This is a genomic window from Citrobacter sp. S39 (assembly GCF_009495675.1).
GTDB classification, from domain to species: Bacteria; Pseudomonadota; Gammaproteobacteria; order Enterobacterales; family Enterobacteriaceae; genus Citrobacter; species Citrobacter freundii.
Genome location: NZ_CP045555.1, coordinates 1,212,089 through 1,226,577, shown reverse-complemented (window position 1 = coordinate 1,226,577; position 14,489 = coordinate 1,212,089). Strand labels below are relative to the sequence as shown.

The 14,489-nt window shown below is 51.1% G+C and carries 13 protein-coding genes; 6 read left to right on the top strand and 7 right to left on the bottom strand.

Translation table 11 applies throughout. The features are described from left to right. The first annotated feature begins 188 nt into the window (after positions 1-188). On the top strand, positions 189-1,838 hold the full coding sequence (locus GFB57_RS05720) for an alpha,alpha-trehalase (protein ID WP_003023337.1): 1,650 nt from the start codon (positions 189-191) through the stop codon (positions 1,836-1,838). A gap of 27 nt (positions 1,839-1,865) precedes the next feature. Here GFB57_RS05720 and GFB57_RS05715 read toward each other — a convergent pair whose 3' ends face one another. Continuing rightward, the gene (locus GFB57_RS05715) at positions 1,866-3,455 is read right to left on the bottom strand and encodes an STY4199 family HEPN domain-containing protein (RefSeq protein ID WP_003023334.1); all 1,590 of its coding nucleotides are present in this window, start codon (positions 3,453-3,455) and stop codon (positions 1,866-1,868) included. 167 nt (positions 3,456-3,622) lie between these two features. Here GFB57_RS05715 and GFB57_RS05710 point away from each other — a divergent pair, with 167 nt between their 5' ends. Together GFB57_RS05710 and GFB57_RS05705 are read left to right on the top strand one after the other, a co-directional pair. Further along, positions 3,623-4,162, top strand: coding sequence for a GNAT family N-acetyltransferase (locus tag GFB57_RS05710; protein ID WP_003023332.1), 540 nt, complete (start codon positions 3,623-3,625; stop codon positions 4,160-4,162). An 86-nt stretch (positions 4,163-4,248) separates the two neighbouring features. Beyond that, on the top strand, positions 4,249-4,599 hold the full coding sequence (locus GFB57_RS05705; protein WP_003023330.1) for a hypothetical protein: 351 nt from the start codon (positions 4,249-4,251) through the stop codon (positions 4,597-4,599). An 18-nt stretch (positions 4,600-4,617) separates the two neighbouring features. On the opposite strand, the gene GFB57_RS05700 is transcribed toward GFB57_RS05705, so the two are convergent. The 4 genes from GFB57_RS05700 to GFB57_RS05685 form a co-directional block, all read right to left on the bottom strand. Continuing rightward, positions 4,618-5,220, bottom strand: a complete 603-nt coding sequence (locus GFB57_RS05700) for a response regulator transcription factor (RefSeq protein WP_003023327.1) — start codon at positions 5,218-5,220, stop codon at positions 4,618-4,620. A gap of 412 nt (positions 5,221-5,632) precedes the next feature. Continuing rightward, a complete protein-coding gene (locus GFB57_RS05695; protein WP_225623515.1) occupies positions 5,633-5,785 on the bottom strand; it encodes an EAL domain-containing protein in 153 nt (50 codons plus the stop codon). Positions 5,786-5,905: 120 nt separating this feature from the next. Next, positions 5,906-6,346 (bottom strand): winged helix-turn-helix domain-containing protein, encoded by a 441-nt coding sequence (locus tag GFB57_RS05690; RefSeq protein ID WP_003023322.1) that lies wholly within the window; start codon positions 6,344-6,346, stop codon positions 5,906-5,908. A 522-nt stretch (positions 6,347-6,868) separates the two neighbouring features. Then, complete coding sequence (locus GFB57_RS05685) at positions 6,869-7,627, bottom strand: SDR family oxidoreductase (protein ID WP_003023319.1); 759 nt, start codon at positions 7,625-7,627, stop codon at positions 6,869-6,871. 119 nt (positions 7,628-7,746) lie between these two features. Here GFB57_RS05685 and GFB57_RS05680 point away from each other — a divergent pair, with 119 nt between their 5' ends. From GFB57_RS05680 to GFB57_RS05670, 3 genes are all read left to right on the top strand, one after another. Further along, on the top strand, positions 7,747-8,646 hold the full coding sequence (locus GFB57_RS05680; protein WP_003023316.1) for a LysR family transcriptional regulator: 900 nt from the start codon (positions 7,747-7,749) through the stop codon (positions 8,644-8,646). Between the two features lie 71 nt (positions 8,647-8,717). Next, on the top strand, positions 8,718-9,716 hold the full coding sequence (yhjD, locus tag GFB57_RS05675) for an inner membrane protein YhjD (RefSeq protein WP_003023314.1): 999 nt from the start codon (positions 8,718-8,720) through the stop codon (positions 9,714-9,716). 350 nt (positions 9,717-10,066) lie between these two features. Next, entirely contained in the window at positions 10,067-11,389 is a 1,323-nt protein-coding gene (locus tag GFB57_RS05670; protein ID WP_003023312.1) for an MFS transporter, read from the top strand. A gap of 93 nt (positions 11,390-11,482) precedes the next feature. Here the strand turns inward: GFB57_RS05670 and GFB57_RS05665 are convergent, their stop codons facing one another. Together GFB57_RS05665 and pdeH are read right to left on the bottom strand one after the other, a co-directional pair. Then, positions 11,483-13,543 (bottom strand): AsmA family protein, encoded by a 2,061-nt coding sequence (locus tag GFB57_RS05665; protein ID WP_003846134.1) that lies wholly within the window; start codon positions 13,541-13,543, stop codon positions 11,483-11,485. A 78-nt stretch (positions 13,544-13,621) separates the two neighbouring features. Beyond that, positions 13,622-14,389 carry a cyclic-guanylate-specific phosphodiesterase gene (gene pdeH, locus GFB57_RS05660; protein ID WP_003023308.1) on the bottom strand — a complete coding sequence of 256 codons (768 nt, stop codon included), beginning with the start codon at positions 14,387-14,389 and terminating at the stop codon, positions 13,622-13,624. Positions 14,390-14,489 lie beyond the last annotated feature (100 nt).

Genomic DNA, 14,489 nt, shown 5'->3' with positions numbered 1-14,489 from the left:
AGGTCACGCGGAATTATGAATTCTTCATTATATTCATTGGGATAGTCTTATTTTCTAAATAATATGCAGCACTAAAACGTGATCAACCGCACGCTTTACTCACCAGACACCGAAGCGAATGTCTACGCTTAACTGACGACCGGGCAATAGCCTTAATCTTTCAACGTCCATCGGAGGTCTTTCTCATCATGCTCAACCAGAAACTACCCCACGCCCCTTCAGAAGAAATGACGATCGATATCGATCTGCTTTATGAAATGGATCCGTGCGAGTTAAAGCTGGATGAAATGATTGAGGCAGAGCCAGAGCCGGAGATGATTGCAGGGTTACCCGCGTCAGATGCGTTAACCCCCGCCGATCGTTACCTCGAGCTGTTTGAACACGTCCAGTCATCCAAACTATTTGCTGATAGCAAAACCTTCCCTGATTGTGCGCCCAAAATGGACCCACTGGACATTTTGATCCGCTATCGCAAAGTTAAACGCCACCGCGACTTTGATCTGCGACGCTTTGTCGAAAACCATTTCTGGCTACCGGAAACGCCCTCCAGTGAATATGTGTCCGATCCGGCAAGCTCGCTGAAAGAGCATATCGATCAACTGTGGCCTGTGCTGACGCGCGAGCCGCAGGATCACATTCCCTGGTCCTCGCTGCTGGCGTTACCGCAATCATATATTGTGCCCGGCGGACGTTTTAGCGAAACCTACTACTGGGATTCCTACTTTACCATGCTGGGTCTGGCAGAGAGCGGTCGCGAAGACCTGCTGAAATGTATGGCGGATAACTTTGCCTGGATGATTGAAAACTATGGCCACATCCCCAACGGTAACCGTACTTACTATCTAAGCCGTTCGCAGCCGCCGGTCTTTGCGCTGATGGTGGAACTGTTTGAAGAGGATGGCGTACGCGGCGCACGTCGTTACCTTGAACATCTGAAAATGGAATACGCATTCTGGATGGATGGCGCCGATTCCCTGGTGCTCAACCAGGCCTACCGTCACGTGATCAGAATGTCGGACGGCTCTCTGCTCAACCGCTATTGGGACGATCGTGATACGCCGCGTGATGAATCTTGGCTTGAAGACGTCGAAACCGCCAAGCATTCGGGTCGTCCACCCAATGAGGTGTATCGGGATTTGCGCGCGGGCGCGGCCTCCGGCTGGGATTATTCCTCGCGCTGGCTACGCGATGCAGGCCGCCTTGCCAGCATACGCACCACGCAGTTCATCCCGATTGATCTGAACGCCTTCCTCTACAAGCTGGAAAGCACTATCGCCAATATTTCCGCGCTGAAAGGCGACAAAGAAACGGAAGCGCTGTTTCGCCAGAAAGCCAGTGACCGTCGCGATGCGGTAAACCGCTATCTGTGGGACGATGAAAACGGCTGCTATCGCGATTACGACTGGCGGCGCGAACAAATGGCCCTGTTCTCTGCCGCCAGTATTGTGCCGCTGTATGTCGGTATGGCAACACATGAACAAGCCGACCGGCTTGCTAACGCGGTTCGCAGTCGCCTGCTCACGCCCGGTGGTATTTTAGCCACGGAGCATGAAACTGGGGAACAGTGGGATAAACCGAACGGCTGGGCGCCGCTGCAGTGGATGGCGATCCAGGGCTTCAAACTGTACGGTGACGACCATCTCGGGGATGAAATCGCCCGTAACTGGTTGAAAACGGTGAATCTCTTTTATCAGGAACACCACAAGCTTATCGAAAAATACCACATAGCCGACGCAGCGCCGCGCGAAGGCGGCGGCGGGGAATATCCGTTGCAGGACGGCTTTGGCTGGACCAATGGCGTGGTGCGCCGACTCATCGGTTTGTATGGCGAACCCTAGCGGCTGACGGTCTGAGTCATCAGGATGTCAGTTAATCGCATCGTATAACTCGGCATGAATTTTCTGCCATTTCTTGTTCTCAGGGCTTGGCTGGGCGCGAACACGCAGCTCGGCCTGCTCAAGATCATATTGCTGACGCGCAACGACCGCAGGCACCGAACAAAAACTTTGCAGATAACTTTTATGCAGCGATGTGAGTGACGCCCCATTCGACATTGCATGGCTGAGCGTAGTCATAAACTGTCGGCATGGTTTGCTTTCATCCATCTGCGAAGGGTAACGCAGCAGCAGTCTCAACACCTCGGTATTGCCCGCTGAGAACGCCTGCTCCGTCCACGCCAGCTTCCAGTCCATCCCACCCTGCAGGAACAGTGACGTCACGCGGGTGTCATTGCGATCGATAGCCGCCCGCATGTTAAAGGCATCCCAGGTGATACCCATTCGGGTCACCGCCTCCCGCGCGCTGGGGGCGTCACGTCGCGGTTCCTCCTGCACAATTTCAACGGATTGTCCGGATGACGCCTGTGGCGCTGGCGAAGTGAATAACCAGAACGCACCCAGCGAAATCGCCAGCACCATCACGCCGACCGCTACCCACAACATGCCGGAAATCAGCTGTTCACGTTCTTCCGCCGAGCGTTTGGCCCGCTTCTCCGGCGGATCAATACTGTCTGCGATTTCATGCTTATCGCCTCCCGCTTGCTCGTCTTTTTGCTTTGCCGTTTCCCAAAACTGGCGGACCATGGACTCATCAGATTCCAGATACGACGCAGGATTAATGCGCGTACGCCGTTCTTCAAATGCCCGTTGCACAGGATGAGTTATCTGCCGGTACTGGTAGTCCAGCAACAGCAATTGTACTGACGTCAGCGGCTGCTGCGCGATAACGTAGTTACGAGCCAGGCGGCAATCATCCAAAAACATGCGTAGCGTGATGCGCGGCTCAACAAACGACATCAGCACCGAGGTATCGTTAAAAATCTGCGTAAAGTGGCGAACGAATAATTTCTTATCGACGACCATCAGTGCCAGCTCGCTAAAAATCATACCGTCCAGCGCATCTCGTCCTTCGCCTAACTTTAGCCAGCGACGCAGACGTTCACCGCCAAAGTGCTGTTTCAGGAAGCTGTTGAGAGGATGCTGATCCGGCCATACCCGCGCAATCAGGGATTTGAGGGTTAATTCTATTGCGCGAAGTTGACGCTGCGCCCGCATCTGAGCATCCGGCTCTACAGGTGCAATTTCGGTTTGATACTTCAGGATGGGCTGTTGCTGGCGCAATTGTTCCAGAGAGGCCACAAAGCGCAGCGCTGAAATCAGCTGGTTTTCACTGACATCCTGGCCATTTTCATATTGGGGTACACTCTGTTGAAGATGGCGTAGCCGCAGAGTGAACTGGCTCAATTGCGCATCATTCATCTGCAACCGTCTGGCGACAGCCCCCCAGCCGCCCAGATTCAGTCGTGCCTGATCCAGTTGTTCGAGAAACCACCGAGGGTCTTTGCCTTCTGTGACATGTACGCCTAACAGCAATAATATTTCTATCGACGCCTGACGGATAATCCCCAGACAATGTTCAAAGGGTGTACATGTCGCTTGTAACGCGCTATTGGTCATCATCTTCCCTAAAAGGACCCAAAACGTGCGGCCTCATCATGGTATGTAATTATCTTTTTTAAACGCAACGTTGTGCCGATGTAGACTAGAACACATTCATATAGCAAATAAATAAGTTTTACAGTGACTTCCGCACAATCATTGAAAATTATTCTGGAGATAAGCCTGTGCCTGTATTGCAAACATCACGTCTGCTCTGCCGCCCACTGACAGAAAATGACTGGACGTTCTTCTTAACACTACAGCAGAATCCAGATGTGATGCGCTTTGTCGCTGACACGCGTAGTGAAGAAGAGATACGGACAGCCTTCAACTCCCGCCTGCCTGAATGGTCTCCCGGCAGCCCGCACTGGCTATGTCTGGTCCTGTGCGATAAGGCATCGGGAGCACCGCTTGGAGTGACTGGATATATTCATGAGAACAATGAATGTGCCGAGGTCGGTTTTCTGCTCGCCCCTGAAGCGCAGGGGAAAGGTTATGGTACTGAATCTCTGCATGCAGTTTGCGATTTTGCATTTACCACCGGAGGGCTACGCCGGCTGACGGCCTGTGTCACCGCAGGAAACGAAGCCTCACGGCGTCTGTTGGAAAAGGTCGGGTTCATTCACGAAGGCACGCTGCGGGAAAGCTACTGGCTGCATCAAAACTGGAATGATGACTGGATTTTCGGCCTGTTAAAACACGACTATCAGCCACCCGCAGCATAAGACGTTTTGCTGAAAAAACTGGCTGTATGGCAACTGGCGTAACGAGGGTGGTTTCTTAAAATAGGTCTCTTTGTACAGAGATGAATATGCCACTCCATTCAACGTATTTCACGCCCGCCTGTGTTGCATTTATTAAACAATGGCAAGGCCTGTCACTGGAAAAGTATCAGGACAAAAATGGTGTCTGGGTGATTGGCTACGGGCACGAAATCACATCCGATGAAAGCTTTCCTGCGCCTGTTTCGGTAACGCAGGCAGAAACACTACTGCTCGCGGATCTGGAAATCTGCGAGGAATTCATACACCAGAAAATGCCGCAAATAAAAGAAAGGTTTCAACAGGAAGCGTTAATTGCGTGGATGCTCAGCGTGGGGATAAGCCGGTTTTGTGCTGCAGAATTCTGCTTGGGGGTTATTTCACAGCCAGAAACGTTCTGACTGTGAAATATTCGCCCGTTAAATAGCGTCGTTTAACATCATTGCCGCCTGCGTACGGTTTTTTACCTCGAGGCGCTGATACAGCGATTCAAGATGGGCTTTGACCGTTCCGGTGCTGATATTTAACAATCGACCAATTTGTTTATTTGATTCTCCGGCGGCAAGCATAGTCAGAATCTCTCGCTGACGCGCACTAAGCGATCTGATATTTTGCCCGCTGTTCTCGGGGGTTGCCATGCAATCTCTGGGGATAAATATCATTCCCATTGCAATGCTATTGAGAGCCAGCGTGAAGGTTTCCGCGTCAGAGTCGCGTGGAACAATGGCCAGCACATTCAATTGCGTAACCTCCTGCAGCCATTTTTTACGGCAGTCCGTTGCTGTTACCAGCACTTTTACCGTCGAAAAGCGTTGCGCTATCTGCTGTAGCAAGTCACGGCAGAACTCAGCGTCCTGGTCGCCATCCAGCATTATCAGTGCATCAGGGGTGTCTTCCAGTTTCTGCCAAAGGTCATCTGCCTGACTGACACCCTGAACATCCACTCCTGGAATACGCTCTTGTAAACTTACATTCATTCCATGAATAAATATCGACTGCCTGTCAAACATTATTACCTGCATTACTTATCTCCGTCTGAATAAGATACTAGCCTTAACACGCGGAAGGGTATTACCCGAGGGGTAAAATAAGAAGTCACCATTTGGCGGGGGCCATTTTACCGATAGACGGAGAAGAAAAAAGTAGAAATCGCAAATAGTTACAGCTCAAACCAAATAATCACACAAAGGGACAAAAGTGGCGCTAAACATTAAGGAAATCCTTAATATCCAATACTCAAAATCAGCTTATTAATATTAATTTTTCGAAGTTTATATTCTTTGATAAAAATAAGGAACTCACGATAGCAGACAAATATGTTACAAAACGAAATATCGCATTAAATGATCATCAACTGTAGTTTTCCGCCTAACAGCGTTGCTATATCAATCGACACTGAAGGCTACGGGTGATTGCATCACTGTGATCAGGACTTCAAACAAACTGGTCTTGTAAAAAATCACAGTTCTTTAAGCGCAAATAATGGGCCTGAACCTGAGTCTCAACACCTTCGGCTATCGCCCGCAGATTCATCTTCTTCGCCAGTTCGATAACCCGCTGAACGCTTGCAGGGGCAAGCTTTTGCATGAGCGCCATCGCATCTGACTCAAAGTGCGCTTAGCGAACATTCATTGAAAATAGAAAGCAAAGATAACGATAAAAAAAGCCCCTCGCACTACATGCTCAGGGCAAATACCTGGGTTGACATCACTCACTCAGGTTATCTATTTTCTCCCTTTTTTTGACAGCATGAGTTGGGAGTTCGCTCACTTTGTAATAAACGGGAATAACATCAGGATAATTGATGACATAACCCTGACCTCTTATATTAAGGATAAAATCCCTGGGTAACCCCAGCAGGCCAAGTTTATTATTAAGATTGTGCAGGACTTGCCATAATCTTTGCGCAGAAGGGCTCAGATTATGCGCTTCCCAGATTTTTTCATATAACTCTTCTTTCGGTACCGGCTGGCTCCTGGCATTTATTAATAAATACAGGAAAAGCCTGAGCATTGTTTCATTAAAGTAAATTGACGCAAAAACGATGTTTTTCTCGGTATGGCTACCCGTAAGCCGATACAGTCGGCGATTAGAAATGTCAAAATGAATTTCAGCACCAATCATAAATCCATATAGACGATAGCCCATATCTTATACCCACGTTAAATGAAGACGAACATGCACCTCTACATATAAGCGTTGAGATAATCCATACCGTTTGTATGGTGGATTATATGACTGCTATAAATGCTTTCCAATCTTCATCCCAATCTACTATGAGGAAGCGGTCGTTTAGTATTCGTTTATGGTAGATTTAAGGTTATAAATGAAATTCACGATTTATTATTCTTCCTATGCGAAATTTTTAGCACATAGGCCATGTTTTCACATACGCGGTCGAACGCTCAATTTTTAATGTCGAATTTTTAACATTTCGAAGAATTAAATTCTGAATACGTGGGGGATGAGGAAGTGATCATGATTTCTTCTGAGACAAATCCGCTGTCGAAGAAAAATGAGTTATTCAGAAAGTTTATCCCGGATTTCTTTCGGCACCGCGATCGCTGAATTAGATTGCAGATAATACCGGTAAACGCCACCAGCTATATTTTTACCTGGAGTGGCGCACCGGTTTTCTATTGCTCAAAAGCTGAATAAGATACGAGCGATTTACAGGAACATTCCGCCCGATACTTCGATACGCTGCGCTGTCATCCAGGCCAGCTCATCGCTGAGCAACGCGGCAATCGCGTCGCCAATATCATCCGGCAAGCCCGCGCGTCCCAGCGCCGTTTGCGATGCCACATATGCATTCAGCTCTTTATTATCCCGCAGTCGACCGCCGCCAAAATCGGTTTCAATCGCCCCAGGCGCGATGATATTTACTGAAATACCCCGCTCTCCCAGTTCTTTCGCCTGATAACGCGTCAGTACTTCCATCGCCCCTTTCATTGAGGCATAGGCGGCATACCCTGGCAGTGCAAAACGCGCCAGTCCCGATGAAACATTCAGGATCCTGCCGCCATTCTGGATCAACGGCAACAGACGTTGGGTCAGGAAGAAGGGGCCCTTAAAGTGAATGTTCACTAATTGATCAAACATCGCTTCGGAGGTATCGGCAAAAGCGCCATACAGACCAATTCCGGCATTGTTCACTAAATAATCAAACGCCTCACGATTCCACATGCTCTTCAGCTGCGCTTGTACCTCATGAGTAAAGGACTCAAAGCCAGCCACATCGCTGACATTCAGTTGTATTGCCGCAGCTTTTCTGCCTTTTTGCTCAATTTCAGCAACCACATCCAGCGCCGCCTGCTGCTGGCTGTTGTAGGTAAAGATAATGTCCGTTCCTCTGTCAGCCAGCTTAAGTGCGGCGTTTTTACCGAGCCCACGACTACCACCAGTCACTAATGCGATACGTTGCGTCATAAGAAACCTCATTTCCGACGTTGTGATGATTGAGATAAAGCTTATTAGGTGATAGAAAAACAATAAATGTCGTCTGTTGCGCATTACTGTTTCATTTGGAACAACAATAGGGCATGAGAATGGATAAAATTCACGCAATGCAGTTGTTCATCCGCGTCGCAGAACTGGAGAGCTTTTCGCGTGCGGCAGACACCCTTGGTCTTCCTAAAGGTAGCGTATCGCGCCAAATCCAGGCCCTGGAAAATCATCTGGGCACACAGTTGTTGCACCGCACTACCCGCCGCGTTCAGCTCACACAAGACGGTATGATCTATTACGAACGCGCAAAAGATTTGTTGAGCAATCTGGATGAACTGGATGGACTATTTCATCACGATCCATCCAGCATCAGCGGCAAGCTGCGCGTCGATATGCCGGTTGGCGTGGCGAGAAACCTGGTGATGCCCCGCTTACCCACTTTCTTGCATCAGTATCCCGGCCTTGAGCTCGAACTCAGCAGCAGCGACCGCCTGGTGGATTTGGTCCGCGAAGGTTTCGACTGTGTGGTACGCGTAGGCACGCTGAAAGATTCAGGGCTGATTGCGCGCCCAGTGGGGAAACTCACGCAGATTAACTGCGCCAGCCCGCAGTACCTCGCCCGCTTTGGTTATCCGGAAAGCCTGGAGGATTTAGCTTCACATGCAGTGGTGCACTACTCGGTCAATTTGGGAACGCGTGCGCAAGGTTTCGAAGTGGCGACAGAAAACGGCACGCAATGGGTTAAAACCGGCGGCATGCTAACGGTAAACAGTACCGAAACCTATCACGCGGCATGCCTTGCCGGTCTGGGCATTATTCAGGTACCGCGCATTGGCGTGCGTGATGCCCTGCGCGCCGGTACGCTGGTCGAAGTGTTGCCGCAATATCGCGCCGAGCCAATGCCGGTCTCTTTGCTTTATCCGCATCGACGCAACCTCTCTCGCCGGGTACATCTGTTTATGGAATGGCTGACTGGCGTGATGAAAGACTATGTGGATTAGTCCATTTTTCAGGATGCGCCCCTGAGCAGGCTATAATGTCATGAGTGAAGAAAATAAGGACAACCGATCGGATGACGCAGGAACAAGACGCAAAACACCCTACGCCAGAACATAAACCAGCCTCCGCCGCGCCGGAGAAAAACGCTAAAGCGAACCAGGCGCTGAAAACGGCTCTGACCTTCGCCGATAAAATTCAACGTCAGCCCATCATCGCCCATCTTATTCGTGCCGCAGAGCGGTTTAACGATCGTATGGGAAATCAGTTTGGCGCCGCCATTACCTACTTCTCGTTTCTCTCGATGATCCCGATCCTGATGGTGTCGTTTGCCGCCGCGGGTTTTATTCTCGCTTCGCACCCTACACTGTTGCAGGATATCTTCAGCAAGATTTTGTTGAACGTCAGCGATCCGACGCTCGCCTCTACGCTGAAAAACACCATTAATACCGCCGTACAGCAACGTACCACTGTAGGTCTGGTAGGGCTTGGCATCGCGCTCTATTCCGGCATTAACTGGATGGGAAACCTGCGCGAAGCGATTCGTGCTCAGTCGCGGGATGTCTGGGAGCGTACCCCACAGGATCAGGAAAAAATTTGGGTCAAATATCTGCGTGATTTTATCTCATTGATTGGCTTACTGGTTGCGCTGATTGTTACCCTGTCCATTACCTCTATCGCCGGTTCCGCCCAGCAGATGATTATCTCTGCGCTGTATCTCGACGGTATCGAATGGCTGAAGCCCGCCTGGCGGCTGATCGGCCTGACCATCTCTATTTTCGCCAACTACTTGCTGTTCTTCTGGATTTTCTGGCGGCTACCGCGTCACCGACCGCGTAAGAAAGCGCTCATACGCGGCACATTTATCGCGGCTCTGGGGTTTGAAGTCATCAAAATGATCATGACATATACCCTGCCGTCACTGGTGCAATCGCCGTCAGGCGCGGCGTTTGGTTCCGTGCTTGGATTGATGGCGTTCTTCTACTTCTTCGCTCGTCTGACTCTGTTTTGCGCTGCCTGGATTGCCACCGCAGAATACAAAGACGACCCACGTATGCCGGGGAAAACGCAGTAGCCACCGCCGGATTAGTTGTGAATTACCGGATGGCGTCGCACGCGTCTTATCCGGCCTACGGGTGAGTTTTGTAGGCCGGATAAGCGCAGCTCCATCCGGCAATTATAATGCCGCCCGATCTCACTGATTTAGTGAATAAATCCAACCCGTAACTTTTATTTAACCAAAAACTAGTTTTATCATCTAAGTTTTAAATTATGTGAAGCATTTCATGGAAGTGAAATCTCAAGCCTAAAAATTATCCCCTTTTTGCTCCATTTTTGACCATTCTCAAAGTTTGTTACAGATTGAAATGTCTCTTTTGCTGTGCGTAATATGACCTTTCGTTCGGCCAAAAATAAGAAAATATTATGCAAGCAACAGCCACAACACTCGACAACGAACAGGAACACACACCGGTCAACTCGCGCAATAAAGTCGTCGTCGCCTCGCTCATTGGCACCGCCATTGAGTTCTTCGACTTCTATATTTACGCCACCGCCGCGGTGATCGTGTTCCCGCATATCTTCTTCCCGCAGGGGGATCCGACTGCCGCGACGCTACAGTCCCTGGCGACTTTTGCTATCGCCTTTGTGGCACGACCGATCGGTTCTGCGGTATTCGGGCATTTCGGCGATCGCGTCGGCCGTAAAGTCACGCTGGTTGCCTCACTGCTCACCATGGGGATCTCGACGGTTGTGATTGGCCTGCTGCCGGGCTATGAAACAATCGGCATTTTCGCCCCCTTGCTGCTGGCGCTGGCGCGTTTTGGTCAGGGTTTAGGTCTGGGCGGTGAATGGGGCGGCGCGGCGTTGCTGGCGACGGAAAACGCACCACCGCGCAAACGCGCGCTGTACGGATCATTTCCGCAGTTGGGCGCGCCTATTGGCTTCTTCTTCGCCAATGGTACCTTTCTGCTGCTCTCCTGGCTGCTGACCGACGAGCAGTTCATGAGCTGGGGTTGGCGCGTACCGTTCATCTTCTCTGCGGTACTGGTGATTATCGGGCTGTACGTTCGCGTTTCGCTGCATGAATCCCCGGTCTTCGCCAAAGTAGCCGCGGCGAAAAAGCAGGTGAAAATCCCGCTGGGTACCCTGCTGACCAAACATGTTCGCGTTACGATCCTCGGCACGTTCATCATGCTGGCAACCTATACGCTGTTCTATATCATGACCGTCTATTCGATGACGTTCAGCACCGCAGCCGCGCCTGTAGGACTTGGCCTGCCGCGTAATGAAGTGTTGTGGATGCTGATGATGGCGGTGATTGGCTTTGGCGTCATGGTGCCGGTGGCGGGCCTGCTGGCCGACGCATTTGGTCGTCGCAAGAGCATGCTCATCATCACCACGCTTATCATTCTGTTTGCGCTGTTTGCCTTTAAACCACTGCTCGGCTCTGGCAATCCGGTGCTGGTTTTCGCCTTCCTGTTGCTGGGCTTAAGCCTGATGGGGCTGACATTTGGTCCGATGGGCGCGCTGCTGCCGGAGCTGTTCCCGACCGAAGTGCGCTACACGGGGGCGTCGTTCTCGTACAACGTTTCGTCGATTCTTGGTGCTTCCGTTGCCCCATACATCGCTGCATGGTTGCAGGCGAATTATGGTCTGGCGGCAGTCGGTACGTATCTGGCATCAATGGCGGCGTTAACGCTGATTGCGCTGCTGTTAACCCATGAGACACGGCATCAATCGCTGTAATTTGATTGCCTGATGGCGCTATGCTTATCAGGCCTACAAACTGCAATCCCCCGTAGGCCGGATAAGGTGTTTACACCTCATCCGGCGCTCTCATCACTTCTTCATCTGCGACAGGATTGTCCGGCACTGATTAGCATCCCCTTCAGAAGGTGAAATCAGCGCCAGCAGGGCCGCCGCTGGCGTCACCAGCGTTGCCAGCGCAGCAGCAACCGCACCGCGCGCAATCAGCGGTCCGGCCTTCACGCCTGCCTGCGGATTCTTAAAGGTGCCGCGAACATACAACGGCGAACGCAGAGTAATAATACGAATCCCTTTACTCTCCGGATCGATGGTTAAATCCAGTTGCTCCGACGCAAAGCTTGCCGTACCGGTGACATTAATGACTGCGTTTTCCGTATCAAAAGCAAAAATCTGCGGACGCGCCACGCCGTTAACAATATCCAGATTCGCCGCCGCGCAGTTCACCCGCACTTCGTCATCGCCAAATATCTGCCCGACAAGATAGTTCCCCAGATTCAAGCCCACAATTTCCATCAGATTCCGGCTGATCAAACCGTCATTCATCAGCAGTTTCAGGTTGCCATTGCTGTTACCCAACAGCGCCGCCACCGAGTTTCCGCTCCCACTAAACCTGGCGTCACCGTTCATTTCACCAAGCGTTTTTTGCATCAGTTCCACATCCGGCATCAGCGCTTTAAGCTTCAGGCGGCGAGCCTGGATATCCGCCTGCCCCCGCATCGGCTTTTTATCCCCTTCCAGATGGATGCTGGAAACAATGCTGCCTCCAGCAAGACCAAATTTCAGCGGTTGCAGACGCAGGTCGGCATTTTTCAGGATGATATGAGTGGAGAGATCGCTGATCGGTAGGCTACTGCCATGCTCAATACGCCGTCCTTTGAAACGCACGTCAGCGTCCATGACGTTCCATTTGTCAGTTTCAAAACGGTCATACGGCAACACCTTGTCCGCAGGCTGAACGCTCTTCTCACCTTTGCGCTGTTCAGATTGTTTTGCCCGTTCCGCCCCTTTGCCTGAATCCACCCCGATCAGCGGCCCCAAATCGGCCAGCCTCAGCTGGCGTGATTCCACATCGCCCTTCAGCATTGGTCGCGGCTTGCCGGTGGTGTAGGCCAGCGTTCCGTGAATATCGCTGTCGCCAATGCGGCCATTGAAATCGCGATAATCAAAAACAGAGGATTTTTCCGGGTCAATTTTCGCCACCAGACGTCCGTCGGTTTCAAACGGCGGCGTATCCGGAAGCAGCACGCCGGTCAAATCGTATAAATCCCCTAGCGAATCTCCCGAGAATTTAAGTCGTAGATCCGCCCCGCCCATGTTCATCGGATCGTTTATCGTGCCGATAAACGCTACGCGCGTATTGCCCGAACGGAAATCAGCCTGAATCGGGAAAGGCGTATCTTCACCACGCAGCGCCAGCATTCCGCCAATTTTTCCGCTACCGCTTAGCGGTTCGCCGTTATATCGCCCTTGCGCTTTCAGACCAAACACGTAGTCCTCGACGTGGGCGTTGCTCTCTTTACCTTTTGCGCCGGTCACTTCGCTAAAGGGCAACGGTTTGCCCAGCGGATCGACCAGGATCTCAATCTCCGACTTCGTCATCTTATCGTTAATGGCGATGCGTCCCTGGTCAAACAGAATGTTATCCAGCCGGAACGACCACGCGGATGGCGGCGCATTAGGATCGCGGTTTTCGTCCCCAGCTAAGTTAAAGGTCCAGTTATTGTTTTTCTCCGACAGGCGGATCAGCCGCGCATCGGGTTTGACCAGCTTGACCCACGGGAGCCAGACGGTTTTTGTCAGCAGTGCCAGTGGGGCGAGCGTAGCTTCAACACGCGGGAGATGCACCATGGTAACGTCAGGAATGTCTGGCGGGTTGCCGAGGATGATATCTTCAGCATGAACATGCGGCCACGGAACCCAGCTACGCCAGCCGGTTTCCTGCTTCTGGCGTTCCCAAACCACACCCAGGTCACCCCGTATAGCAAAGGGCCGGTTGAGTTCTGTAGAGACTTTCTGGTTGATGGTCGGTTTGAGCCGGTTCCAGTCAAATGTCGCAATCACAATGATGAGTACGACGATCAACAACAAGAAAACCCCTATTACTGAAGTGGTTATTTTACCTGTTTTCGTCATGTCTAACCTCTCTACTTCCTTCCTTGCCTGTCCTAAAGATAGTCCAGCAGGATGAAAAGGAGGTGTTCTACGTCCTCATCAAAGCGACAGGATCACCTCTTCAAGCGTGTCCAGAGGCACTGGACGAGAGAGAAAATAGCCTTGCGCGGCAAAAGCTGGTGAGTTTTGCACATCACGCCACTCTTCCAGCGTTTCAACGCCTTCGACAATCACGCCGCGGCAATAGCGGTTCATCAGCTGTAATAGTAGTGTGAAGAGATTACGTCCCTCCGGCGTCTTGCGCAGCATGACGAACAAGTCTCGCGCCACTTTGATATAGTCATAATTCACTTCACTAAGCGCCGAGAAGTTCGCCATTCCGGTACCAAAATCATCCAGCCAGAGCGGGCCAAACTCGCACATTGAGGCGAAGGACGACCCCTTCGGTAAGCGGATATGTTCCACTAGCTCAAAACGCAGCCACGGCAGGCCTTCAATGATTTTCAGGATTTCGGGATCCTGGCGCATCGCTATGAGCGTTGGTCCATCGACGTTCACGGAAGCCAGCAGGTTGTTGGCTCTGAAAAAGTCCCCTTTCAGCTCAAGTTGAAGAAGTTGTTCTATCACCACATCAACACGATGTCGGACGGTTACTTCGGCAAAATAGCGGTCTGGCGCAATACGTTGGGATGGATTATCAGGATGGCTCACGACAGTCAGCAGTTCAACAGCCATCAGTCGTCCGTTGGTCTGGTAAATTGGCTGGTAGGTGTAAGCACGCTCGCACTGCAGCCAATAGCGTCTCTCCTGCAAGTTTTCAATACTCGCATCGAGCGTAATGAGCTGCTGGGTAACCTGCTTTATCATCTGAGATGTCCTGTAAATAAGAGTGTGACTGACCGGACTCGTCAAAGGTTATCGGCGCTCAGACGCAGAACTTTACGTTCAGCTGTGCGCAAAAATAAAA